At 41.7% G+C, this 25,928-nt stretch carries 22 protein-coding genes and 3 pseudogenes; 18 read left to right on the forward strand and 7 right to left on the reverse strand.

The window, feature by feature from the left end; all coding sequences use genetic code 11:
- The 3 genes from V7K36_RS15300 to V7K36_RS15310 form a co-directional block, all read right to left on the reverse strand.
- Positions 1 to 2,916, reverse strand: coding sequence for a glycerol-3-phosphate acyltransferase (locus V7K36_RS15300; RefSeq protein WP_335117049.1), 2,916 nt, complete (start codon positions 2,914 to 2,916; stop codon positions 1 to 3).
- Positions 2,917 to 3,091: 175 nt separating this feature from the next.
- On the reverse strand, positions 3,092 to 3,268 hold the full coding sequence (locus tag V7K36_RS15305; protein ID WP_334826432.1) for a hypothetical protein: 177 nt from the start codon (positions 3,266 to 3,268) through the stop codon (positions 3,092 to 3,094).
- 197 nt (positions 3,269 to 3,465) lie between these two features.
- Entirely contained in the window at positions 3,466 to 3,696 is a 231-nt protein-coding gene (locus V7K36_RS15310) for a hypothetical protein (RefSeq protein ID WP_335117051.1), read from the reverse strand.
- A gap of 26 nt (positions 3,697 to 3,722) precedes the next feature.
- On the opposite strand from V7K36_RS15310, the gene gatA reads away from it, so the two are divergent.
- Positions 3,723 to 5,183, forward strand: a complete 1,461-nt coding sequence (gatA, locus tag V7K36_RS15315) for an Asp-tRNA(Asn)/Glu-tRNA(Gln) amidotransferase subunit GatA (RefSeq protein ID WP_335117053.1) — start codon at positions 3,723 to 3,725, stop codon at positions 5,181 to 5,183.
- Positions 5,184 to 5,251: 68 nt separating this feature from the next.
- Here the strand turns inward: gatA and V7K36_RS15320 are convergent, their stop codons facing one another.
- The 3 genes from V7K36_RS15320 to V7K36_RS15330 all read right to left on the reverse strand — a co-directional run bounded on the left by V7K36_RS15320 (position 5,252) and on the right by V7K36_RS15330 (position 7,632).
- Positions 5,252 to 5,710: a helix-turn-helix domain-containing protein gene (locus V7K36_RS15320; protein ID WP_335117055.1), complete on the reverse strand. Its 459-nt coding sequence runs from the start codon at positions 5,708 to 5,710 to the stop codon at positions 5,252 to 5,254.
- 398 nt (positions 5,711 to 6,108) lie between these two features.
- Complete coding sequence (locus V7K36_RS15325; RefSeq protein ID WP_335117057.1) at positions 6,109 to 6,843, reverse strand: SDR family oxidoreductase; 735 nt, start codon at positions 6,841 to 6,843, stop codon at positions 6,109 to 6,111.
- A 33-nt stretch (positions 6,844 to 6,876) separates the two neighbouring features.
- On the reverse strand, positions 6,877 to 7,632 hold the full coding sequence (locus V7K36_RS15330) for an SDR family NAD(P)-dependent oxidoreductase (protein WP_335117059.1): 756 nt from the start codon (positions 7,630 to 7,632) through the stop codon (positions 6,877 to 6,879).
- A 175-nt stretch (positions 7,633 to 7,807) separates the two neighbouring features.
- Here V7K36_RS15330 and V7K36_RS15335 point away from each other — a divergent pair, with 175 nt between their 5' ends.
- The 11 genes from V7K36_RS15335 (at position 7,808) to V7K36_RS15385 (ending at position 18,844) form a co-directional block, all read left to right on the forward strand.
- A complete protein-coding gene (locus V7K36_RS15335) occupies positions 7,808 to 8,728 on the forward strand; it encodes an AraC family transcriptional regulator (RefSeq protein ID WP_335117061.1) in 921 nt (306 codons plus the stop codon).
- Positions 8,729 to 8,878: 150 nt separating this feature from the next.
- Entirely contained in the window at positions 8,879 to 9,529 is a 651-nt protein-coding gene (locus V7K36_RS15340) for a PadR family transcriptional regulator (protein WP_335117063.1), read from the forward strand.
- 513 nt (positions 9,530 to 10,042) lie between these two features.
- The gene (argF, locus tag V7K36_RS15345) at positions 10,043 to 10,963 is read left to right on the forward strand and encodes an ornithine carbamoyltransferase (RefSeq protein ID WP_335117065.1); all 921 of its coding nucleotides are present in this window, start codon (positions 10,043 to 10,045) and stop codon (positions 10,961 to 10,963) included.
- 230 nt (positions 10,964 to 11,193) lie between these two features.
- Positions 11,194 to 11,799 carry a transcriptional repressor LexA gene (lexA, locus tag V7K36_RS15350; protein ID WP_335117067.1) on the forward strand — a complete coding sequence of 202 codons (606 nt, stop codon included), beginning with the start codon at positions 11,194 to 11,196 and terminating at the stop codon, positions 11,797 to 11,799.
- A gap of 125 nt (positions 11,800 to 11,924) precedes the next feature.
- On the forward strand, positions 11,925 to 13,406 hold the full coding sequence (locus V7K36_RS15355) for a DNA phosphorothioation system restriction enzyme (protein WP_335117234.1): 1,482 nt from the start codon (positions 11,925 to 11,927) through the stop codon (positions 13,404 to 13,406).
- A 308-nt stretch (positions 13,407 to 13,714) separates the two neighbouring features.
- Entirely contained in the window at positions 13,715 to 13,888 is a 174-nt protein-coding gene (locus V7K36_RS15360; protein WP_180277607.1) for a hypothetical protein, read from the forward strand.
- The gene (locus tag V7K36_RS15365) at positions 13,885 to 15,957 is read left to right on the forward strand and encodes an AAA family ATPase (protein ID WP_335117069.1); all 2,073 of its coding nucleotides are present in this window, start codon (positions 13,885 to 13,887) and stop codon (positions 15,955 to 15,957) included. The genes V7K36_RS15360 and V7K36_RS15365 overlap by 4 nt, the downstream gene beginning before the upstream one ends.
- An 11-nt stretch (positions 15,958 to 15,968) precedes the next feature.
- On the forward strand, positions 15,969 to 16,538 hold the full coding sequence (locus V7K36_RS15370) for a Uma2 family endonuclease (protein WP_335117071.1): 570 nt from the start codon (positions 15,969 to 15,971) through the stop codon (positions 16,536 to 16,538).
- 201 nt (positions 16,539 to 16,739) lie between these two features.
- Positions 16,740 to 17,291, forward strand: a complete 552-nt coding sequence (locus tag V7K36_RS15375) for a Uma2 family endonuclease (protein ID WP_335117073.1) — start codon at positions 16,740 to 16,742, stop codon at positions 17,289 to 17,291.
- A 109-nt stretch (positions 17,292 to 17,400) separates the two neighbouring features.
- Positions 17,401 to 17,871 (forward strand): DNA phosphorothioation-associated protein 4, encoded by a 471-nt coding sequence (locus V7K36_RS15380; RefSeq protein ID WP_335117074.1) that lies wholly within the window; start codon positions 17,401 to 17,403, stop codon positions 17,869 to 17,871.
- Positions 17,872 to 17,902: 31 nt separating this feature from the next.
- Positions 17,903 to 18,844, forward strand: coding sequence for an HNH endonuclease (locus tag V7K36_RS15385; protein ID WP_335117076.1), 942 nt, complete (start codon positions 17,903 to 17,905; stop codon positions 18,842 to 18,844).
- On the opposite strand, the gene V7K36_RS15390 is transcribed toward V7K36_RS15385, so the two are convergent.
- Entirely contained in the window at positions 18,845 to 20,443 is a 1,599-nt protein-coding gene (locus V7K36_RS15390; protein ID WP_335117078.1) for a DGQHR domain-containing protein, read from the reverse strand.
- Between the two features lie 182 nt (positions 20,444 to 20,625).
- Here V7K36_RS15390 and dndC point away from each other — a divergent pair, with 182 nt between their 5' ends.
- The 6 genes and pseudogenes from dndC to V7K36_RS15420 form a co-directional block, all read left to right on the forward strand.
- Entirely contained in the window at positions 20,626 to 22,284 is a 1,659-nt protein-coding gene (gene dndC / locus V7K36_RS15395) for a DNA phosphorothioation system sulfurtransferase DndC (RefSeq protein WP_335117080.1), read from the forward strand.
- Positions 22,285 to 22,452: 168 nt separating this feature from the next.
- Positions 22,453 to 22,862 (forward strand): annotated as a pseudogene (gene tnpA / locus V7K36_RS34130) (IS200/IS605 family transposase).
- Positions 22,863 to 23,095: 233 nt separating this feature from the next.
- Positions 23,096 to 25,135 (forward strand): DNA sulfur modification protein DndD, encoded by a 2,040-nt coding sequence (gene dndD, locus V7K36_RS15405; protein ID WP_335117082.1) that lies wholly within the window; start codon positions 23,096 to 23,098, stop codon positions 25,133 to 25,135.
- Positions 25,136 to 25,197: 62 nt separating this feature from the next.
- Complete coding sequence (locus V7K36_RS15410) at positions 25,198 to 25,464, forward strand: hypothetical protein (protein WP_335117084.1); 267 nt, start codon at positions 25,198 to 25,200, stop codon at positions 25,462 to 25,464.
- A gap of 65 nt (positions 25,465 to 25,529) precedes the next feature.
- A pseudogene (locus V7K36_RS15415) lies at positions 25,530 to 25,808 on the forward strand (type II toxin-antitoxin system PemK/MazF family toxin); the annotation flags it as partial.
- A gap of 47 nt (positions 25,809 to 25,855) precedes the next feature.
- Positions 25,856 to 25,918: pseudogene (locus tag V7K36_RS15420) on the forward strand (DNA sulfur modification protein DndE); the annotation flags it as partial.
- Between the last annotated feature and the right edge of the window lie 10 nt (positions 25,919 to 25,928).

Raw genomic sequence — 25,928 nt, forward strand, 5'->3', positions numbered from 1 at the left:
TTAAGATGGTCTTAAATCGTTAGATAATTCTACAATACCCCTAGACCCATCAATCCTAACTCGTTGACCATCTTGCAATAGCCATGTAGCACCTCGAACATCCATCACGGCGGGAATTCCATATTCACGAGCCACGATTGCACCGTGAGAAAGCCGTCCACCAGCTTCGGCAATTAATCCTCCAGCTCTTAATAACAATGGTGCCCAGCCGGAATCTGTGTAAGGTACTACCAGAATCGTATCTCGGTCAATTTCTGGCACATCTTGTAAATTTCGCAACACCTTCACTCTACCTTCGGCTTGCCCCTGACTGGCTCCAATGCCTTGTAAGATTTGGTCAGAGTAGAGTACAGAGGGAGCTAAGGGATGAGGGGGTGTATTGCCGTAAACTAAAAAGGGTACTTGAATGATCTCGCTATCTTGCAGGAATTGCGATCGCCTCAATTCCACTAACTTATCCAACTGCTCAATTAACCTGGAATCTCCACCCACAACTAGACGCCGCACTTGATCAAAGTCTAGAAAAAAGATATCTCCTGTTTTCTTGAGTAAACCTGACTTTAGCCAAATCTTCTCTAAAGCGACAAAACTCCAACGCAATTCAGCCAAAAGCCGGGAATAAACTTCGGTAACTCGTCCTTTGATATCCACACGCCGTTGCACAAAAGAGCGTTTGCCTTTACCAGCAAAGATGCTATTAATCGCGTCTTTAGCGCCTGATTGTGGTTCGTTACCCTGCATTAACTGCACAAACATCTGCTTAATCATCTGGGGATTCTCCCGCCAAGTGGGAACGGAGATATCAGTTCCGACTTCACTTAAATAGGCGTAATCCTGAAGCAATTCGTTAAATTCTTGCAGGATCTTCTCTCCCTCTGGGGTTTGCTTTAATTGCTCAAATACCTGCTGTGGCTCAAACTCCAGCAATACCTCCTTGGCATCTGTAGCGATTGCACTCAGCGATCGCAATGCCGCGATCTCTGGGGTAACGCTGTGATCAATTTGGTGATCCTTCACCCGAAAAATCCCCTGGCGGAGGGCAACGCTCAAGGGAGCTAAAATGCTGTAATATGTCCCATGACGTAGCAACTCCAAAATAAAGTCAATTCTTGCCAACAGCTTGGATGGTTCCAAGTTATCTATATTTGACTGCGCCAACTGCGACAACCCAGGAATGAACCGTTGATGATAGTCCCGCTTGAAGTCTTTTTCTAAACTTAATTCCCGCCTCAGCAACTTCCCTAGTCCTGGCAAATTTTCCCAAGTTGACTCCCAAGACGGCTTACTTAATTTAGCTCCTCTGGTTAAAAATTCCAAACTTGATGACGGTAGTCCCATACGGAGAAAAATATCTCCTAACAGGGAGGCGTTAAAATAAGCTCTGGAATAGTGCAGAGTTGCGGTTTCGGCGAAATCTAGCCTCAAAGCGCGTTCGCCCAAAACTAAAGTAAAAAGTTCTCCCCAAACTCCACAAGTTAAGGGACGATTAATTGACCATGTTAAGGGGTGAATGACTCCGGGAATCACTTCGGCGGCGATTTTGCGTGTCCACATGGGCAGCAGAGTGGTAATCGGTCGAGCTTGCAATACCCAGAGTGTTTGACCGTCATAACTCCACTCTATATCTTGAGGAGTGCCATGATAACGTTTTTCGAGTCGGTAGGCTAAGTATGCGACTTGCTTGATTAATGCTTGTGGGACTCGTCCTTCACCCTCTAATTGCACAGAGGAAGAATTTTCTGTTTCCAGCACAAAAGCGCGATATTGTTCTGGTGTAACTTTTCCCGAAACGACTTGCGTCGGACTGCCGGGAAGGGCTTCAATGATGATCGCATCACCTTGCTGGGTAATGGGATCGCGGCTGAAAGCTACACCAGAATAGACACTCTGAACTTGTTGTTGAATCAACACAGCCATTGCTGTATCATTTGAGCCGCGATCGCGCCGATATTGCACGGCAGGTGGATGATTGTAGGAGGCTTGAACTTGAGCGATCGCTGACTGTAATGCCTGTGGACTGGTAACATTTAAAACTGTTTCATACTGCCCAGCAGCAGAAGCCTGTTTTGAGTCTTCTCCAATGGCAGAAGAACGCACCACCAAGGGAGATAATTCTGATGGCTGGAGAAATTCTGTCAATAGTTGGGGATCATCGATTGGGGCAAGTACCCACCCCTTCGGGACTGGATAGCCCCAGCGCTTAACTTGAGATAATGTTGCCGCCTTTTCTCCGACAATGGCAGCATCCAACTCTTCATCTAGAGAAACCATAGCGCGTTGGCGTAGCCCGTCGTAGACATCGCCGCGTAAAAATTCCAACATCACTTGCGATTCTGTTTGTGCCTCTTGGGTTGGCAGGTTCATGTCATCAGGAATTTTTGTATAAATCCAGCCCATTAAACCAGCTAAGGCAATAGCAGCAAGCATTCTGGGGATATCGCTAATGTGCAGAAGTGCCACAAACAGAGGAAAGAGAAGCAAAACCCCAAATTTGACTACCTGTTTCGAGTGCAGAATTGTAAAGCTAATACCTGCAAAGAAAGATACAAATATTGCCACCAGTGGATCATGTACGACAAATCCCCAAACAACATTTGTCGTACCTGCCCCTCTGCCGATCCAATATCTACCGATTACCAAGGCGATGAGAGCAATCAATTCCCAAGACGATCCATCTGGGAAGAAAGCGCGGGTGAGGAAGACTGCTGCAACTCCTTTAAAAGCTTCTGACAAGACTGCCAGAATTCCGACAAACCTACCGCCGTGATAAAAGGCAGCTGATACACTAATGTTTCCTGTACCAACTTGTGATAATTGCTTGCCCGTAAGCGCGTAAGTAATCCAGGCAATCAGGGGTAATCCGCCCAAGAGGGAGCAGACAATTAAAATAACTAAGACACCCCAAGGTTCAAACATTCTGGATTTTGGATTTTAGATTTAAATTTTCCATCTAAAACCTTAAATCTAAAATCTAAAGTTTTTCTGAAATTTTTGATGGTTATTAGGGCGTTTTTATTTACTAGTTGCTGAATGGACACTTGGCTACGACGGAAACCGTTTTTGCCAGTGTCCTTCTCGGCTGCTAATGGTTTTAGTTTAGCGCATAGGCAGCTTGCAGCGCCCAGATGATCAGAGCAGCGATCGATCCCAGAAGCAACACGGTAGAGATAGTGACTACTTTTGGAGAATCTGCACCCTCAAATTTCATAATTCCTCGGTTTAAGTCGGACACAGCTTTGTAATCCTCTTTTTTTGGAGCATGAAACATTTGTCCGTTTTGATTGTAGTCCTTCTATTTACGGATGATGTTAAATTCCTAATATTATTTTGTTTAAGCTTGGCAATTTTTTCATAACCACAATTACCAAGAAAGGCAGAGGGCAGGAGGCAGAAGGAAATACTGCTTGCTGCCCTCTGCCCACGACTGAAAGGAGTAAGGGCATAAAGCTTCCACTGAATTTTTGTTCAGTGGCTCCAAGTCAGGAGGGGTCTGAATCCCCAACTGAGCAGTCCCTTCTGCTTTCTGCCTTCTTCAATTACTTTTTCAGAGGTATTAGTCTTATTTTTATAATGATTGGGAGTGGGAAGCAGGGGAGAAAATAACCAATGCCCAATGCCCAATGCCCCATACCCAATGCCCAATGCCCAATGCCCAATGCCCCATACCCAATCTCGGTCAATATGTACTAAAATCAATCACTTGAGTCACAAAGAGAGCAATCATGGCATCCATCCGCGAGTTGCACCAACAACTGGTTAAAAAAGAACGTTCTGCCGTTGAAATTACCCAAGAAGCTTTAGAGCGCATTCAAGCATTAGAGCCAAAATTGCACAGCTTTTTATGTGTTACCACAGAACGGGCATTAGAGCAGGCGGGTGCTGTGGATGCCAAAATTGCTGCGGGAGAAGAAATTGGGCTGCTAGCAGGGATTCCTGTGGGGATCAAGGACAATTTATGTACCAAGGGAATTCCTACCACCTGCGCCTCCCGAATTTTGGAAAATTTCGTGCCGCCTTATGAATCAACGGCGACGCAAAAACTGGCAGATGTTGGGGCGGTAATGGTAGGCAAAACCAACTTGGATGAGTTTGCAATGGGTAGTTCCACCGAAAACTCTGCCTACCAAGTCACGGCTAATCCTTGGGATTTGTCACGAGTTCCAGGTGGTTCTTCCGGGGGTTCGGCTGCTGCGGTGTCGTCCCAAGAATGTGTGGTTGCTCTCGGTTCTGATACTGGCGGTTCTATTCGCCAACCGGCATCTTTTTGCGGTGTGGTAGGGATGAAACCGACTTATGGTTTAGTTTCCCGTTATGGTTTGGTAGCTTACGCTTCGTCTTTGGATCAAATTGGGCCATTTGCAAATACAGTAGAAGATGCGGCGATATTATTAAGTGCGATCGCGGGTCACGATCCCAAAGACTCTACCAGCCTGAAAGTTGCCATTCCCAACTATGCCGCCAGCTTAAAACCAGACTTCAAACCCAGAGGTCAGTTAAGAATTGGAATCATTAAAGAAACTTTTGGTGAAGGTTTGGACTCTGTAGTGGAACAAGCTGTTACTAAAGCAGTAGAGCAACTACAAAGTTTGGGAGCAGAGATTCAGATAGTATCCTGTCCCCGCTTTCGCTATGGTTTACCCACCTACTACATCATCGCCCCCTCAGAAGCCTCAGCAAACCTGGCTCGTTACGATGGCGTTAAATATGGGTATCGCGCTCCTGATGCGGATAATCTGCTATCGATGTACACTCGTACCCGTGCCACCGGTTTTGGTACAGAAGTCAAACGCCGGATTATGATCGGTACTTATGCACTTTCGGCTGGCTATTATGACGCCTACTATCTGAAAGCCCAAAAAGTCCGCACCCTGATTAAACAAGATTTTGAAAGGGCTTTTGGCGTGGTTGATATCTTAGTTTGTCCCACATCTCCCACTACAGCATTCAAAGCAGGGGAAAAAACTACTGACCCCTTGAGTATGTATTTAACTGACTTGATGACTATTCCTGTGAATCTTGCTGGTTTACCTAGTTTAAGTTTGCCATGTGGTTTTGATGATCTAGGGCTACCCATAGGATTACAACTAATTGGCAATGTGTTGCGAGAAGACCAACTGTTTCAGGTAGCTTACGCTTATGAGCAATCCACTACTTGGCATCTGCGTAAACCGGAAATATCTTGAAAATTGTCATTTGTCATTTGTCATTCTCCGCTTCCCTGCTCTCCCACTCCCCACTCCCTAATTACTGTTCACTTATTAGGAACCATTGACTGTTGACTATTGACTTCTGGAGTCAGGGATTCAGATGTAATTCGTGGTGGATTAAGGGTATAAAAAAGACCAGCAGATGCAGCTACTAATAATAGAATGTAGGTTAGAACAAGAGGTATATATGCCTTTGGTTTGTTGTCTAAATTCTGATGATAATTATTGTGCTTTTGGCAGACAACATTGCTTATAAGAGTATGTGATAAAGCATTTCCATCCAGTCCTAAAGCATCTCCATAGCGACGGATGAATCCTTGAACAAAAATAGGCTCAGGCAATTCTTCAAATCGTTCTTCTTCTAAAGCTTGTAAAACACCTGCTCGAATCAGTGTTTTAGCGGCTATTTCTTCTATGCAGATGGATTTTTCTTGTCTTACTTGTCGCAACTGTGTAGTTATTTCCTTTAGCTGCTCTACTTGAGCTTGGTTTAAGAGCGTCACAGTCTTCTCCTGTATGGGCTAATTCTACTATTCATATAGTGAGAAGACTTAAATGTGCATACGTATTTTTACTGAATAATTGATTTTAGGTAAATTTTTTTCATAATAGTTTAAGCCTAGACCTGAAAATGCTAAAGCTGCTAATCTTAAGTATTTTTTTTGTTAAAATCAATACTTTTACAATTAAAATTTCCGGGCATAAAAGTTAATAAACTGCAATTTATAATACAAGTATTTTCATAACTGCTACTCTGGGCTGGGATAATTGCAGCGATCGCTGTTACCAAAAGAGGAGTAGGGAGCAGAGGGGAAAGAGGTAATTATTTAATTCTTCCCCATGCCCAATGCCTAGTATCTCAATGTGCCATCTGTCTATTTGTGATGATGTTCTCTCAGCGTTAGAATGCGCTTGCCGTCGGGCGGACAATCACTTCATTGATATCGACGTCATCCGGCTGGGACACGGCATACAAGACAGCTCTAGCGATCGCATCTGGGGTCAGTGCGATTTTGCGGAATTCTTTCAAAGCGCCTTTTGCTGACTCCTCCGTAATATCAGAGCCGAGTTCAGTCTCAACCACACCGGGGGATATTGTTGTCACGCGGATATTTTTCGATTCCTGACGCAATCCTTCGGATATGGCCCAAACGGCATATTTTGTCGCGCAATATACCGCACCAGTAGCCACGACCATATGTGCGCCGATGGACGCGGTATTGATAAACTGTCCACCGCCTTGTGCTTCCATGATCGGTAGACCAGCAGCTATGCCGTTCAAAACGCCGTGGATGTTCACGTTAATCATGTTATCCCACTCCTCGACTTTCAGCGCATTCATCGGGGACAGGGGCATAACGCCTGCGTTGTTATAGATGACATCGACGCGGCCAAACTTCTCTTTGGCAAAGTGGATCAAGGCTTTCATATCCTCGCGATTGGCGACATCCGCGGCTTTGAATTCTGCTGTGCCGCCTTGCTTGCGGATATCCTCAACAATCTTTTCTAGCTTTTCTGTGCGCCGTGCGCCCAAAACAACTTTTGCGCCGTTTTTGGCCAGCAGTTTAGCGGTGGCTTCACCGATTCCACTACTGGCTCCAGTGATCACAATGACTTTGTTTTCTACGTTTAACATGGTTATTTTCCTTTCTGTTTAAGTTGGTTTGAATTAAATAAACATGCCACCGGAGACTTCAATTCTCTGTGCATTTACCCATCTGTTTTCTCCGGAGAGCAAAGAAGCGATCGCACCTCCGATATCATCAGGAAGACCGACGCGCCCCAGGGCTGTTTGCGAAGCAATGAAGTTATTAATCTCAGGATTATCACGCACCACGCCGTCGGTGAAATCCGTTTCAATCGCGCCGGGGGCTATTACATTCACGGTAATATGTCTTTGCCCCAATTCCTTGGCCATGTATCGGCTCAAAACCTCTATAGCCCCCTTCATGGTTGCATAAGCTGCATAACCTGGCAGAGCAAAACGGGCAAGACCAGACGAAATATTGACGATACGTCCCCCATCATTTATCAAAGGGAGAAGTTTTTGTGTCAGGAAGAAAACGCCCTTCACATGAATATTCATCAAGCGATCAAAATCGTCTTCGGTTGTATTTGCAAAAGACGCATAAACACCAAGTCCAGCATTATTGACCAAGAAATCAAAATGCTCTGTCTGCCATTTATCTTGGAGTGACTGCTTGACTTCCTCCACGAAAGCGTCAAAGGTTTTAGTGTTTGAGGTATCCAGTTGTAGCGCAACAGCTTTACCCCCAATCTCTTCGATAGAAGATACAACGCTTTTGGCTTCCTCATTGTTGCTATGATAGGTCACGATCACACCAACCCCTTTTTTGGCAAGAGTCAAAGCGGTATTTTTGCCAAGCCCTCTGCTCGATCCCGTTACCAATGCGATTTCTGTCATTGCCTTATCCTTTCACTGTTTCCTTTGCATGTGTTCATAATATGGGTTAAAAGCGGAGTTTAAAATACACAAAGATCGCATATTATTGCCTAATCCTCCAAAATAAGGCTTATGAAAGGATAAATATTCTCTATAATGAGCGAATAAAAATGATTAGATCAGTCAGGAAACCAGTATGGCGATTGAAATACTGAAGCAGGGCGCGGCCGTCAATGCGTGTAAAGAACTGGCGGTATTACTAACCCAGCACACCGACGGCAAGGGGAACGGTGTCCATAAAACAGATATAAATCATCTGGAATTTATGCGGGAATCTTCTGCTTCCACGTCAATATGCGGTGTTTATAACCCTATTGTTGGCATCGTCGTTCAGGGCAAAAAAGAAGCATTGCTGGGTGAGGAAACCTATCGTTATGGCGCGGCTCAATATCTTGTTGTCTCGGTTGATTTGCCGCTTAGTGCATTTGTTGTAGAGGCCACGCCAGACAAGCCTTATTTAGGATTTAAGCTGAATTTAGACCCAGTTCAACTCTGTGATATTATTGCCCAAACCAGGACAGGCACGGGTAAGAAAGAAAACTCTGTTAGAGGCTTATTCGTCAGCAACGCCGATGCACAGTTGCTCGATTGCGCCATCAGACTGACACGGCTTTTGGATACGCCACAGGATATCCCTATCTTAGCGCCGATGATTATCCGCGAAATCTATTATCGCCTTTTAATGGGTGAACAGGGCGAAGCTGTCCGCCAGATTGCGACATCTGGCAGCAACATGCAGCGCATTGCCGAGGTGATAAAACTCATCAAGGCTGATTTCACAAAGCCGATGCGGGTTGAGGAGCTAGCTGGGCAGTCCAGTATGTCTCCTTCATCTTTTCATCACCATTTCAAGTTAGTGACATCAATGAGTCCGCTTCAATATCAAAAGCAATTAAGACTATTGGAAGCACGTCGCCTGATGCTTGCCGAAAACTCCGATGCGGCCAATGCTGCCTATCAGGTGGGTTATGAGAGCCAATCACAGTTTAGCCGCGAATATTCCCGTATGTTCGGTGCGCCGCCAATGAGGGATATTGAACGTTTACGCACAGCCTGAGCAAAGACTGTCCAAGCTTTCATCAGCTTCGACTAGCTTTGCGTTGGTACAGTTGCTTTCTTCACAAATCTTCATCAAAATTCTATTCCGATATATCGCGATATATTCCGATATATCGTATAGTAGAGAAAGTTGATTTGAGATTCATTTATGTTTAGACACTTTCGGTCACGCTTTGGCGCACCTGTATGGGCAGGAGTTAATGAAGATGATTTCTTGCTTGTTAGGTCTTGGTTTGGGCATGGTAGAGATCATGGCAGAGATCATGGCAGAGATCATGGCAGAGATCATGGCAAACACTTCGGCAATGAAATGTTTAGTCGTGGTTGGGGAGATGAACATCGGACTCGTCGGGGTGACATCAAGTTCATCCTGCTGGAATTGTTATCGGAGCATCCTAGTCATGGTTACGACCTAATTAAAGAGATGGAAACTCGCTACGGTGGTTTCCGTCGCCTCAGTCCTGGCTCAGTGTATCCAACACTACAATTACTGGAGGAAGGTGGTTATCTCAAGAGCGCCCAGGAAGGTGGCAAGCGGATTTACACGATTACGGATGAGGGTAGACAATTATTGGCAGAACGTGCCCAACAGGAAACTTCAGACACTCCTTGGGATACCTTTAAAAGTTTCGTGACAGGTAAGCCCCAAGAGTTTATCGAGTTGCGAAATGCCGCAACAGAATTAGCTGCTGTAGTGGTGCAGGTTGCTCGCAGTGGCAATATGGAGCGAATAAATCGGGTGCGTGAGCTTTTAGAGCAAGTTAAACGGGAAATTTACGCGATTTTGGCTGAAAAGTAAGTTGCGTACAGATGTAGGGGCGTACAGCTAGCTGTGCGCCCCATATCATGTATAGGTATTTCAGGCGGTGTGCAACTTTCTCTCAAACCTAACCCCCAACCCTTCTCTACGTTCGCGCCGCGTGCCGAAGGGAAGGGTTGGGGAGTAAGACTTAAAGCCTCTCTCCGCTTTGGGGCTATCGTGTACACACAAGTCTTTCTTGAAGCAATTTACGCTTATATCGAATACTCCAAAGAAACCTCACGCTGGTTTTGCTTTTGCAAAACCTGTCCCTCTCCTTACTAAGGAGAGGGATTAAAGATAGGACAGGGTGAGGTTTTTGTTTTGTTTTGGGTAATTCGATGACTTGTGTGTACACCGTAGGCATAAATGACGGGGGCTTTACACATCACGATTCGTAATATGGTATTAGAAGCGATCGCACTCAAATTCTAGGATAGACGTAAAATATATCTTTTTGACACGCCTGCTAAAGCAACAGAAATATATAATTGTTGTTTACACATCACAAGCATGGCAGTGTTGATCGGACGAGATTTATTAAGTTTGGCGGACATCAGTCCAACGGAACTTCAAGAACTCTTGCAATTGGCAACTCAACTTAAATCACAACAGTTGAAGTTGCAGTGTAATAAAGTTTTGGGGTTGTTGTTCTCCAAAGCTTCAACTCGCACGCGGGTAAGTTTTACTGTGGCGATGTACCAACTGGGTGGACAGGTAATCGATCTCAACCCCAATGTCACTCAAGTTAGTCGCGGGGAACCTTTGCAGGATACCGCACGGGTATTAGATCGATATCTGGATGTTTTGGCAATTCGCACTTTTGCACAGCAGGATTTGGAAACTTTTGCTCACTATGCCAAGATTCCGGTAATTAATGCGCTGACTGATGCAGAACACCCCTGTCAGGTATTAGCAGATTTATTGACGATTCAAGAAGGCTTTGGTACTCTTGCTGGGTTAACTTTAACCTACGTGGGCGATGGGAATAATGTGGCCAATTCTCTGATGTTGGGCTGTGCTTTGGTGGGGATGAATATTAGAATTGCCACTCCTAGCGGATATCAGCCAGATTCTCAGATTGTAGAACAAGCAAGAGCGATCGCTAACAACAAAACTGAAGTCCTCCTCACTGATGATCCAGAATCAGCAGCTAAGGGCGCTGCTGTACTTTATACTGATGTTTGGGCGAGTATGGGGCAAGAAACTGAAGCAGATAACCGAATGCCAATTTTCCAGCCTTACCAAATTTCAGAGCAGCTATTGAGCCTTGCTGATCCAGAGGCAATTGTTTTACACTGTTTACCAGCCCATCGTGGTGAAGAAATTACCGAGGCAGTTATTGAAGGTTCTCAATCACGAGTTTGGGAACAGGCAGAAAATCGCTTGCACGCTCAAAAAGCCTTACTTGCGAGTATTTTAGGGGCAAAATGAAAGGAGTTCAAAGACGCGATTAATCGCGTTTGTATAGGAGTTCGGAGTCAGAATGGCGAGTGTGGGGCTGGCTCTTGACTACTTACATTTATAAAAATCAAGAATAAATAGGTAAAAGAAAAGAGAATATTTTTGCTTTTGCCTTTTATATTTTTACTTTTCTCTTGTTATGGGGAGTTTTTTGTAGTACTAATGTTCTAGAGACATTAATAATTACTTCCCGCAAATTTATGGAACGTCTAACGGAAGCTCAACAAGAACTTTACGAATGGGTGACAGAATACATTCGATCGCACCAGCATTCGCCTTCAATTCGGCAAATGATGCAAGCGATGAATTTGAAGTCACCAGCACCAATTCAAAGTCGTTTGGAACATTTACGAACTAAAGGATATATAGAATGGACTGAAGGCCAAGCGCGAACGATTCGGGTTTTGCATACTGTTAAGCAAGGTGTGCCAATTTTGGGGACCATCGCTGCTGGTGGTTTAATAGAACCGTTTACTGATGGTGTAGATCATCTAGACTTTTCTAATTTCGAGTTACCTCCCCAAACTTATGCTTTGCGGGTGGCTGGCGATAGCATGATTGAAGATTTAATTGCTGATGGCGATGTAGTATTCTTGCGTCCAGTAGCAGAACCAAATCATTTAAAAAATGGTACGATCGTCGCCGCCAGAGTTGATGGATTTGGTACGACATTAAAACGTTTTTATCGCCAAGGCGATCGCGTCACCCTCAAACCAGCAAATCCTAAGTACAATCCCATTGAAGTCAGCGCCATGCAAGTACAAGTGCAAGGTTCCCTGATTGGTGTTTGGCGTGGTTACAACTGAATAAATGGGGAGTAGGGAGTAGGGAGTGGGGGACAACGGGAATAACCAATGCCCAATGCCCAATGCCCAATGCCCAATGCCCAATGCCTAATGCCCAATGCCCAATGCCCAATGCCCTTAACATAATGTACCTGACGCCAAATCCAGTGCAGCAACTGCCCACTTTCCGGTTGAAATTACCAATTGCAAGGGAAAGTAAGGGCAGCTATTACACTCCGCAACCATTACCAGGATGCCCAAGAATGCCTCCATCTCTGCAATTGCGGCAATATCAGCGACAAGCGATCGCTAGCTGGTTTAGCAACAATGGCAGAGGGACGCTGAAAATGGCTACTGGTAGTGGTAAAACGATCACTGCACTAGCGATCGCTTGTGAATTATATCAGCAGATTAATTTACAAGTTCTGTTGGTGGTGTGTCCCTATCGCCATCTTGTCACCCAATGGGCGCGAGAATGCGAAAAATTTAATTTGCAACCCATTTTAGCTTTCGAGAATTTACGCAGTTGGCAAAGTCAACTTTCTGGGCAAATTTATAATCTGCGTTCTGGTTCTCAACGGTTTGTGACTGTGATTACTACGAACTCCACATTAATTGGAGATGGTTTTCAGTCTCAACTCAAATATTTTCCTGCCAAAACTTTAATTATTGGGGATGAGGCGCATAATTTAGGCGCACCCAAGTTAGAAGAAAGTTTACCGCGCAGTGTTGGGTTGAGACTGGCTTTATCTGCGACACCGGAGAGGTATTTTGATGATTGTGGTACGCAATCTTTATTTGATTATTTTGGCCCAGTTCTGCAACCAGAGTTTACTTTGAGGGATGCGATCGCTCAAGGTGCTTTGGTACATTATCTGTATTATCCGGTGTTAGTAGAGTTAACAGAAGCAGAAAGTATTGCCTATTTAAAGTTAACTAAAAGAATTGGGCGATCGCTGCTTTATCGAGATCGAGAAAATGGACAAGCAGGAAACTTTGAAGACAATGAAGATTTAAAGCCATTATTGATGCAAAGAGCAAGATTAATTGGTGCGGCGGAAAATAAATTAAATGCTTTGCGGGATTTAATGGCAACTCGCCGCGAAACTACTCACACTCTTTTTTATTGCAGTGATGGTTCACAAGATGCGGGACAACGTTCATCACTACGCCAACTCAAAGCTGTTGCTAAAATTTTGGGAGTAGATTTAGGGTATAAGGTAAGTACTTATACGGCTCAAACATCTTTACAAGAAAGGGAAATTTTACGTCGTCAATTTGAAAGTGGTGAGTTGCAGGGTTTGGTGGCAATTCGTTGTTTAGATGAAGGTGTTGATATTCCGGCAATTCAAACTGCGGTGATTTTATCAAGTTCTGGTAATCCCCGGCAGTTTATTCAGCGACGGGGGCGAGTTTTACGTCCTCATCCGGCTAAAGAACGCGCAACAATATTTGACATGATTGTTTTGCCACCAGATTTAGATAGAGAAACTATAGAAGTTGAGCGTAATTTGTTGAAAAAAGAATTGCGTCGCTTTGTGGAGTTTGCTGATTTGGCTGATAACGCGGGCGTTGCCAGAATGAAATTACTGGATTTACAAAAGCGATATGGGTTATTAGATATTTGATAATGAACCAGAGAATAGTTGTATTTTTTTGTAAAATTTTTCGACTTTTGAAAAAAGACGCATTAAGTATGAAATAATAAAATTATGACTTTAATAATAATCGGATATAGCTGACGTTAAAAATTTTACTAACATCCCATTATGAGCTAGATTAGCTAAAATAAATAATAACAGAAAAGAATTAAACAATAAAGTGTTTTTTCAAAGAAAATTCGGATTTTAAAGATAACGCAAACAGTGGCTTTACGGAGGCGATCGCAGCACTAGAGAAAGTTAAAATATAGAAAAAGTATATTTCAAAATTCAATATGTCACAAGAGGCGAATATTGATGATGTACAGGAGCCAATTACCAGCGCTCCGCCGGAAGTACGGCAAATTATTGAGCGGGTATGGAAGCTGGAAAAAGGCAGACTAGATAAGAAGATTAACAGCCATATAAATGATAATATTTTGGACATTATTAAGGAAGAGGTGCGATGAAGCTGACTTCAATCAAGCTATGCAACTTTCGCTCCTTTTATGGTACGACACCAGAGATGATCCTGGCTGGGGGAGATGCTCAGAACACGACAATTATTCATGGCAATAATGGCTCTGGCAAAACTAGCTTGCTGAATGCTTTTACATGGGTATTGTATGATAAATTTAGTGCGGCGTTTGCATCGATAGAGCAGTTAGTGAATAAGCGTGCGATCGCAGAAACTCAAAAAGGTCAAGCTGTAGAGTCTTGGGTAGAGATTGGCTGGGAACATGAAGGTAAACGCTATCGAGTGAAACGCGCCTGTCGAGGATATAAAAACGAAGGTGATTTTGACGCTGGCAAAACTAAATTAACCATGTGGGTTGGTGCGGATGATGGTAAATGGAATATACCAACTCAGCAACCAGACGATATAATCAATCAAATTTTACCGGCTACTTTACATCAATATTTTTTCTTTGACGGCGAACGGATTGAAGAAATCGTTCGTTCTGACAAAAAAGCTGAAATTGCCGAAGCTACAAAAATCTTCTTGGGTGTGGAAGTAATCAACCGTTCCATCAGACATTTGGGAGATGCTAAAAAAGCTCTAGAAAATGAGTTAAAAGCTATTGGTGATTCTGAAACCAAACAGCTATTACGACAGCAAGAAAAGATAGAGCGAGAGCGTGAACGCATTACCAAACGGCAAACTGAAATTAAAGAAGAGTTAGAATATCAACAAACTTTTAAAAAAGAGACAAGTAACCGTTTACGAGAATTGAGTGCTGCTAAGGAATTACAAGAAAGATGGCAGGATTTAGAATCACAGAAAGCGGTGAATCAAGAAGAATATAAAAAAACCAAGGAGGCGCTGAAAAAAGTTATTTCCGCGCGGGGTTATACCGTTTTACTGTCAGAAACCACAGCACAGTTTCGCGGAATTATCAATGATTTGAAGCAGCGAGGCGAGTTAACATCAGGAATTTCGCGGGAATTTGTGAATGATTTACTCAATTCTCAACGCTGTATTTGTGGCGCGGAATTACACAAGGGTAATCACTCTCATACTCATGTGAGTACCTGGTTAAATAAAGCAGGTTCCTCGGCGGTGGAAGAAACTGCAATTCGCATGAGCGCTCAAGTAGATGAAATTGATAAGCAAGCCATAGGATTTTGGGAAGAAGTTGATAGAGAACAAACTAGGATTAATCAGTTAAGGCAAAGTATATCTCAAATTGAAGGCGATTTAGACAATATTCAAGAACGGTTGCGAAAAGATGCTAATGAAGAAATTAGCAGTTTGCAAAAACGTTTAGATGAAATTGAAAGTAAAATTGATGAATTAAATCGAGAACAGGGTGCAAATCAGCAGCAAATTGCTCAACTCACAACTGAAATTGAAGGTTTAAACAAACAAATTGCTAAACAAAAGCTGAATGAAGATAAGCAAACTTTAGCACAGCGCCGAATTAACGCCACTCAAGATGCAATCGAACGGTTAACAGAAGTTAGAAATCGTCAAGAGCAACAATTTCGTCTGCAACTAGAAAAACGAGTACAAGAGATATTCACAGAAATTTCTGTGACTCCATACATTCCTAAAATTAGCGATAAATATGAACTGACATTAGTAGAAAATACCACAGGTGTGGAAGCACCAGTTGCAGCATCCACTGGGGAGAATCAAATTCTCAGTTTATCCTTTATTGCCAGCATCATTGACAAAGTACGGGAATGGAGTGAGAAGCGAAAAATGATGATGATTCCCGATAGTAGCACTTTCCCAATTGTCATGGATTCACCCTTCGGTAGTTTGGATGAAAGTTCGCGGCGACATATTGCTAAAACAATTCCCCAATTAGCGAATCAGTTAATAGTTTTAGTTACTAAGACTCAGTGGCGGGGTGAAGTAGAAGCAGAAATGACAGACAGAATCGGTAGAGAATATGTGCTTACGTATTATTCATCTAAGCCGGATTGCGAACAAGATTATATTGAGTTGGCTGGGGAAAGATATCCTTTGGTGAAACAAAGTCCGAATGAGTATGAATATACTGAAATTATCGTGGTTGAACGTAATGTTTAAAGGATGAAGTTATGGTTGCGAGTCCAGACGGAAACTATATGACTCCCCAGGAATACTTGGAATGGGAAGAACACCAAGATATTAAATATGAATATATCAATGGTGAAGTTTTCGCCATGACTGGGGGAACTATTCCTCATAATAGCATTGCCTTAAATTTAGCTTCGGCGTTAAAAAGCCACCTTCGGGGAAGTCCATGTCGCGCTTTTATGGCAGATGCAAAAGTAGGCGTATCTGAAAACGGGCCATTTCACTATCCAGATGTTGTAGTGACTTATGATGAAAGGGACAGACAAGCTATTAAATTTATTCAGTATCCTTGTTTAATTGTCGAAGTTCTTTCCCCTAGTACAGAAGCTTACGATAGAGGCGGCAAATTTACGCAGTATCGCCGTATCCAGACTTTACAAGAATATGTCCTCATTGATGCTGAAAAATTTAGTTTAGATTGCTTTCGTATAAATGACAGAGGAATCTGGGAGTTACATCCTTATGAAGAGGGGAATGAAATTCATTTAACTAGTGTTGATTTTCACTTTCCTATTTCTTTGGTTTATGAGGATGTTCAATTGTCAATATAAGTTTTGGAGAAACGTAGACGCATAAGCGGCTTGCCACAGGCTACCGCAGAGGCGCAGAGAACGCACAGAGAAGAGAAAATGCTGAAATTGAGATTATCGCTAACTAATTAGAAGATTAAAACCTCACCCCCAACCCCTCTTCTTAGTAAGGAGAGGGGAGATAAAGCTTAAGCTGTACCTCACTAGATTAGGAAACGCTATATGAGTATTAAAACTGAAGCAACTATTGAAGATTTGTACCACTTACCTGACAATTGTAAAGCAGAGATTGTTAATGGAAAATTGGTGCTGATGTCTCCAACTGGATTTTTACCAGGACATGCAGGCGGTGAAATTTATGCTAATTTGCGTGATTATGAACGACTGACAAAAAGTGGCTACGCTTTACCTGATAATGGTGGTTTTATTGTCAATCTCCCTCATCGTCGTTCTTTAAGTCATGATGCCGCATTTTATACTGGCAAACCTACAGGTGGGAAGTTCCTTAATGGTGCGCCTGTGTTTGCTGCTGAGGTGAGAAGTGAAAATGATTATGGTGAGACAGCAGAGAAAAATATGGCTAGCAAACGCCGTAATTATTTTGCGGCGGGTACTTTGGTAGTTTGGGATGTGGATGTACTCAAAGAGGAAGTAATTAGAGTATATCGCGCTAATAATCCTGAAGAACCGCAAGTGTATCGCCGTGGTGAGGTGGCGGAAGCTGAACCCGTGTTACCAGGATGGACTATGTTAGTGGATAATTTGTTTGTTTAGTGTTTGTTTAGCGATCGCCTGCATACTATCATAAAATAATACCTTGCTAAGTGGGTAGGCATCGCTTTTGGCTGTCGGTTAAAATGGCAACAATGTAGATATTAATATCATGGCTGCAAATAGAATCAGAATTGCTAAAGATAAGGCTGAGTTGGTGAAATCTCTAGTAGCATCAAAAGACACAACTGGGCCTTTTCAGACTTATGTAGAAGTAATGGTGTTTGCAGCAGCTTTAGGCGTTAAATATAAAAAGCGCGTTCCTTTGGGAGAAACCACAAAAAGAGAACCATCTCCAATTCCACAAGAAAATTTTGCCTCCTTGGGATATGACCTAATCATTAAATTATTAGGAATCAATGAAACTAAAGATATCAACATCCTCTCATCTAAAGAAGAACAAGATGAAGATAAACGTACTCAAATATTTGAAGAATATGCTAATGGAGGACTGGAAATTTTACAAAACGAGTTGCGAGGTTCTGTTGACTACTCAGAGCGACTTCTATTAGTTCTGATTTCTGAAAGAGGCACAAAAGAACAGCTAGAAGAAGAATTTGACCTGAGTAAATTCTTAAATTAATTTTCTTGCTTGCTTAATTAAGTTATTAAATATGAAAAATATAGCAGATTATTGTCAACGGTTTTCTGAATTAAATGTAAGTAGTAGCCGGAAGCGTGGTAATGCTCAATATAAACCAATATTACTTTTATCTGTCATTGATTTGATTGCGCGGGGTATTATTACTACTAATGAGATTCTAGTTTCCGACGAATTAGTTCAAACATTTGAGACGTATTGGAATGTAATCGGTTCTCTGTCTTACAAAGGTGGCTTACACTATCCTTTCTTCCATCTGCAAAATGAGGGGTTTTGGTACTTAAAATTTAAGCCTGAATTTAATGGGTTACAGCCAAAAACAATTAACAAACTAAAAGAGGCTGTTGAATACGCATATCTAGACAATGAATTATTTAACTTTTTGCAAGATGAATTTTTTATAAAAGAACTAATTGACGCACTTGTGGCAGCTTTCTTTTCTGATAATGAAAATGATATAGAAGCTATTTTACAAATAAATCAAGCTTTTCAAGATGACCCAGTAGACATAGAAAAATTAATTGAAACAGGAAAATTAGAGACTAATCCCAGATGGAGTTCAAAACGAGCAGTTATTAGAAATGCTTTCTTCAGGACAGCAATTATACATATTTATGATTACAGATGTGCCTTCTGTGGACTCAAAGTAACTAAAAAAGTAAATCAAAATATTGTGGATGGCGCACACATCAAGCCATTCTCACAGTTTTATGATAGTAAAATTAATAATGGAATTGCTCTTTGCAAAAATCATCATTGGGCATTTGATAGGGGTTGGTTTGCTGTAGATGAGCAATACAAAATCATCGTTAGCAATGATTTGGAAGAAGTATCTCTCCATGCTAAACCTATGAAAGATTTTCATGGTGAAACAATACTTCTACCAAATACAGAGCAAAACTTTCCAGAACTGAAAGCGCTGCAATGGCATCGCCAAAATATATTTCAAGCATAATTACAGGATAGGTGGAAGTCCTACCGCTTTCGGTTCAACAAGCTTGCCATCAAAACCTATAGTTTTATCTTCCACAGTCCTAGCATCCGCCAAAGACTTACGAAGTTCAGCACGTTCCATCTGCTCTTGAATTCCACCCAGGACGTAAACCAATAACTTCGCCGCCAAATCTCGTCCAGCAACCTGCACTCGCTTTTTATTTGGGTCATATAAAACCCCATACCAGAGAGATTGCGGATATTCCATACCACTAAAACCACCTTGCTGGTCAAACTTCCGCAGTTTCTTAAAAATATCTGCCAGCGAAAAACCTTTTTTAAAAACCAAAATTCCTAAAGCTTGCGCTAATGCAACTTGAGCAACCGGACGGAAAAGCATATTTCCTTCACCTCCATCTTTCTCAAAGCTGAACCGCCGTAAAGATGGTGTATCCTCGTGTTCTAAAATCTTATAACTGGAAAGACTAGCCAAAGAATCAAATAGCTTTTTAAATTCCTGAATTCCCTGCTCAAGTTCTTCATCCTCTGGACGCATGGGAATTAGACCTTTCTCCAAGGGTTTCCAGTGGGGGAACTTTTGACCCAAATATCGCTCAGACATATCTTGCAGAGCTTGCAAAGTCGTTAAAACTGTAGAATTGGAAGCCACTGTTGCACTATTCCAATTAACACGGGGATTGCGCTCTTGTCGTTGTTCTAATAGTGGATGTGTAACTGCAATTTTTCTAGCAACGATCGCAAAACCATCATCTTCATTCAACTGTGCTAGTTGTCCTTTAGTCAAGGGTGCTGCCATCAGGTTGACATGAACAAAAATTGATCTCACCCTCCGCCTCGCCTGGGTGCGAGTTTCACCAACCGCTACCGCACAGATGAACTCAATACCAATTTTTTCCTTGGGTAAATTTTGCAAGTAAGCAAGGTCTACTTGGTACTTTTCTATCAAATCATTGACTGTAATAAAACTGTCATCAGCACCTTTATCTTTTTTATAGCGCTGGAGTTTACGAGTTTTGATTAACTCCATCAACCCCTGAACCCCCATTAATCGGTGTTGACCATCTAGTGCATAAATGGTGACATCATCCTCAGAAATATTTAACAGACCTACTTTAGCGTCTTTATCTAGGGGTATAAAATCAGTAGTAGACTTTGTAGCGCGTCCTTCGCTATCCCACTCAGCAGCTTTGGGATTATCCACCCACGGTTGATTAATTACTACTAGCACTGGTGGAAACTTATGGTTATGTCGAGCCGCTAAATACTGGACTAGCGGTGCTTGACGTGACCAATCAAGTGGACGTTGCTGAATTTCATCAATGCTATCCGCGTCAATCTCGACATTATCAGTCTCAGGATTATACTTTTTCTGAAATAGAGGTAAGCCAGAGGCAAAGTGAACACGACCTGCGAACCATTCCAGCGTAACAGAGCTAACATAAGCCTCAGTACCACCCATCTCGGTTTTTTGGACGAGAATCTGATCTTTTCTCCCTAAAAAGTTTTCCAGGAGTAAAGCTAGTACCTGTTTTTCCTTGTTTTCTCGTTCCAGGTACTCTCTAGCGATGTCAGCGGTAGGGTCAGATGCACTATCTTTCATGTTAAATTTTAAAAACAGAATTGTATTATGTAGTTTAATTATCCAAAAAATTGGATATTAGTAGTAAAGTTTTTAAAAACTATTTTTTCAACCCACGGAAGTGGGTTTTGTTTGTGTAGACGCGAATTCTATTCGCCCTATTCGCCTAGATATTACGCCAGTGTTTCCAGAGAGAAGGAGAAATGACTACAGCACAACAACCAGAAAAGACAGTTCAACAAGCACGTACTGTAGCAGAGTTAGTGGACTATATCCAAGCTCTCACCACTGAAATTCAAGAATTGTATTGTTTGGATGAGATACCTTGGGTGGTGGGCTATTCGGGCGGCAAAGATAGTACTGCCACTTTACAGCTTATCTGGAATGCGATCGCAGCACTACCAGTTGAAAAGCGAAAAAAGACTATTCATGTTATTACAACTGACACACTAGTAGAAAACCCTGTAGTCTCTGTTTGGGTACGTAAATCCTTAGAAAGAATGAGGGTTACTGCTAAAGAACAGAAAATGCCCATAGAACCCCATTTATTACAACCAGACATTAAAGAGACATTTTGGGTAAGCTTGATTGGTAAAGGTTATCCAACGCCGCGAGGAAAATTTCGGTGGTGTACAGACCGTCTGAAAATTCATCCTTCTAACCGCTTTATCCGTGATGTGGTTAGAGTAAATGGGGAAGTTATTCTTGTTTTAGGTACGCGCAAGGCTGAAAGTGTCAAACGTGCTATCTCAATGGAAAAACATCAAGCAGGTAGCCTAAAAGATCGCCTCGTTTCTGATTCAAGTTCACCTACATCTCTGCTGTACCATAGTCCAAGCTTGCCTAATTCTTTAATTTATAGCCCTATCGAAGATTGGCGTACTGATGAAGTTTGGATTTACCTAAATCAGTGGCAAAACCCTTGGGAATATAGTAACAAAGACTTGTTCACCATGTATCGAGGTGCTACAGCAGATAATGAATGTCCTCTAGTTGTTGATACTTCTACTGCTAGCTGTGGTGATTCTCGATTTGGGTGCTGGGTTTGCACAATTGTTAGTAAAGATAAATCAATGGAGGCAATGATTCAAAATGATGAAGAGAAAGAATGGATGCAGCCTCTATTAGATATCCGCAATGAATTAGATAATAGAGATGACCGTGATAAAAGAGACTTCCGTCGCATTTGGGGAGAAGTCCAACTTTTTGAGCGTCATGTAGATGGTGAAGCCTCTATTGAACCAATTCATGGGCCTTATACCAAATATTGGCGGGAACATTGGCTTAGACGATTATTAGAAGCGCAAACAAAAACCCGTCGTACAGCGCCAGAAAATATGCGCGACATCACCCTAATTACTCTCGAAGAAATGAGCGAAATTCGCCGCATTTGGCTAGAAGACAAACACGAATTTGATGATAGCTTACCCCGGATTTATCAAGAAGTGACTGGCGAAGAATTTCAAGACCCCCGTCCTGGTGCTGACTATAGCCTACTAGGTCGTGATGAATGGATAGTATTAGAAGAAATCTGTGAAGGTGACGCGATGCACTTAGAACTTATGGCGAAATTGTTAGACACAGAACGCCAGTATCGCAAAAAGACTCGTCGCGTGGGAATATACGAAACCCTAGAAAAATGTTTTAATACGAGTTCCCGTTCTCCAGAAGATGCGATTAAAAATGCTCGGTTGAAACGCGAATTAAGCGAAGCAGTTAGTCAAGGTGACGTTGCAAAAGTCAAGCAGATGACTTTGGGCGATGTTGCAGCAATCAATGAAGTAGATGAAGGTGAAAGTGAAAATGAGGAACAGGTAACTTGGGCAAGTATGAAATTTTCAAAGAAAAATTCAGAAGAATAGAATAATAGAAGACCGGGCGAATGGAATTCGCGGTTACACAGACGAAACCCACCTCCGTGGGTTAAAGAGAAATGAGAGCAAGTTTTACACAATAATTCAATAATTCAATACCGGGCGAATGGAATTAGCGGCTACACAGACGAAACCCACATTCGTGGGTTAAAGGAAATGAGATCAAGTTTTACGCAACTGTATCTACATTATGTTTGGGCGACATGGGATAGATTACCCTTAATTACGCCTGATATCCGGAAGTTTACGGGGCAATTATCCGGGAATCTGAAGAGTTAAAATGCACTGTAATTGCAATTGGTGGGATTGAAGATCATGTACATTTTATAACAGGTTTTCCATCGACCATAAGTGTCTCTGAATTGATTAAACAAATTAAGGGAAGTTCTTCCCATTTCATCACCCACGAAATCAAACCGGATGAGTTTTTCAAATGGCAAGGTAGCTATGGAGCGTTTACAGTTAGTCATGATGCCATCGACAATGTAGCTAATTACATCAAAAACCAAGCTACCCATCATAGTCAAAAATCAATTATTCCCACCTGGGAACTGACCCCCAAGTAAACTAATAATTATGTACGAATTTAGTCCACGTTCGCGTAGCGTTCCGAAGGAAAGGTGGACTTTGCCTGTGTAGCCGCAAATTCTATTCGCCCGGTATCTGATAAACTTTGCCTGTATAGCCACGAATTCTATTCGCCCGGTATCTGATAAACTTCGCCTGTGTAACCGCGAATTCCATTCGCCCTTATCTTATAAACCTTGCCTTTCCCGGTATTTAATAATCTTAAAAATCAATGATATTTCTTGAACTCGTATTACAAAACTTTGGCCCCTACAGTGGGAAACAGGTAATCAATCTTAACCCAAAAATTGATGAGGAAAACTCACACCCAATAATCCTTTTAGGCGGTATGAATGGCGGCGGAAAAACTACCCTTATGGATGCCATTCGTCTCGCCCTTTACGGCCCCCGCGCCCAATGTTCTACCCGTGGTAATTTAAGTTATAGCGATTTTCTCAACCAATGTGTTAACAACAAAGCGGAAAGTGCGGTCTTGGGGTCTCCCCAAGAGGAGCAACTTTCCAAGAGAATAGATCGAGTTGCAGACACCCGTATTGAATTACTTTTTGAACATATTGAAAACGATAAGCCAATAAAATATCGTGTTGTGCGTAGTTGGACAAAAAATCCTAAAGACGGTAAAGATACATTAGGTATTTTAGGCGACAGTGATACATGGCCTGATGCTTTAGTTAATATCTGGGATGAATATATTGAAAATCTCCTGCCATTAGGTATTTCTAACTTATTTCTCTTTGATGGTGAACAGGTTAAAGAACTCGCAGAACAGGAAACACCACCACCAGTTGTAGTAGATGCAATTCGCGGACTTTTAGGGCTAGAGTTAGCAGATCGTTTAGCAGTTGATTTAGATATCTTAGTTAACCGTAAACTTAAAGAAGTTGGTAATAGTAAAGATTTAGCAAATATAGAGGAAATTGAAACTAGATTAACCCAACAGCAAGAAGATTATCAAACAACAGGAGAAAAATTAGAAACTCTCAAAAATCAGGTAGAAGAATTAGAACAAAAGCAGCAAGAAGCCTTTGATAAATTTATTTCTGAAGGCGGGAAAATTGCAGCAAAACGCAATCAACTAGAACTACAACAAGATACAAAAACTGCGCAAATTGAACAAGTACGTCAGTCGATGTGTGAATTGGCGGCTGATGTTTTACCTCTGGCATTAATTCCCAATTTGCTTAGTCAGATGCAAACACAGGGAGAAAAAGAATTTCGCCATCAACAGGTACAAATTTCTAAAGATTTGTTAATTGAGCGAGATCAGCGCTTACTGAATTGGCTAAATCAAGGTGAAATTTCCCCGCTACAAGTTGAACAAATTCAATCATTTCTAGTCCAAGATGTAGATAATTTATATGCGAAGACTATCCAGTTAGAAGCACTTTGGCTATTAGCTGATGATGAGACTTTAAGTCAGCTAGATAATCTCATATATCACTTACAAAATTCTCAACTTTCTGCAAAAGAGAAATTAGCTATTCTCAAAAATAAAGAAGAAGAAATTCATACTCTCGAAAGACAAGTGCAAACAGCAGCAGCACCAGAAGATTATACAAAGCTGCGTCAAGCACTAGAAGTAGCACAAAATCAAGTTGTTGAAGCTAAAGCAAATTATGAAACAATCCGTCGCCGTTTAGCTGAATTAGAAAGTATTATTGCTAAGTCAAAGAGAGAATTAAGCGATTATACTGTAGAAAACATTAAACATAAAAATAGCGAACATATTATTACCTCAGCAGCTAAAGTTCAAAACACACTCAAGATTTTTCGTGAAAAATTAACTCTGCGAAAACTTAATAAATTAGAGGAAGAAGTTAAAAATTGCTTTCTTTATCTTCTCCATAAATCAGATTTAGTGCATCGCATCACTATTGATACCAAGACTTTCAGCCTTTTGCTTTACGATTTAAATGGTAAACCAGTCCCGAAACATCGCCTCTCTGCTGGCGAAAAACAACTACTGGCGATCGCATTCCTCTGGGGTTTAGCCAAAGTCTCTGGACACCGCCTACCAGTAGCCATCGATACACCGTTAGGTAGACTAGACTCATCTCACCGCAGCAACTTAGTTGAACGTTACTTTCCATCCGCCAGCCACCAAGTAATTTTGTTATCTACGGATACTGAGATTGGCAAGAAAGAAGTGGAAACACTGCGAGAAAATGAAGCGATCGCCCGCGAATATCTCCTCAAATACGACTCTACCACCCGCCAAACTACAGTGATAGAAAATCAATATTTCTGGTAGTAGATATTGTCTAAAAAAGATATTTACAATATATATAACGACCTTTGGAAAGTAGGTAAGCAATGATCAACTCACAACATTTACTAAAAATAGAGCGTGACCTACGTGCTTTGTCATTAGAAGAACTAGAATGGGTTTTAGAACTTATCACAAGACAAGTGCAAGAAAAGAAGCAAATATCAGATAGCTTTACTGATGTTAAATATATGAATGAACAACTAGCTGCAATGGCTAGTGATTTAGATATACAGGCAGAAATTGCCTCTATAAATAATGAATTTAGTATTACAGAAATGCATGGGTTAAAAAAGGGTTTAAAAAAGTGGTGAGCATCGAGAGAGGACAAATTTATTTTATCAATCTTAATCCAGTGCGGGGATGAGAACAGGCAGGAACACGACCAATTTTAGTATTATCTATAGACGCTATCAACCAATTACCTTTGGTTGTAACTGTAGTTGTTGGTACGAAAGGAACAAATATTAGGCAGGATTATCCAAACAATATACGAGTATCTCCAAGTGATAGTGGATTATGACTAGAAACAGTGTTTTTATGTTTTCAAATTCGTTCTTTAGATCCAAATCGCTTTCCTGCTGACCCAGTTGGCAAAATTTCTGACTCCAAGATGCTTGAAGTTGAAACTGCGGTTCGCTACTGTTTGGGTTTATAAGCGAAAATTATCTCAATTTCTGGTAAAATTTATTATTAATGAAAATTATGGAATCCCCGATAGAAAGAATTAAACTCTCTCAAACAGCTAAAGACCAACTACTAAAACTATGCTGTAACT

Source organism: Nostoc sp. (assembly GCF_036919555.1).
Lineage (GTDB): Bacteria > Cyanobacteriota > Cyanobacteriia > Cyanobacteriales > Nostocaceae > Nostoc.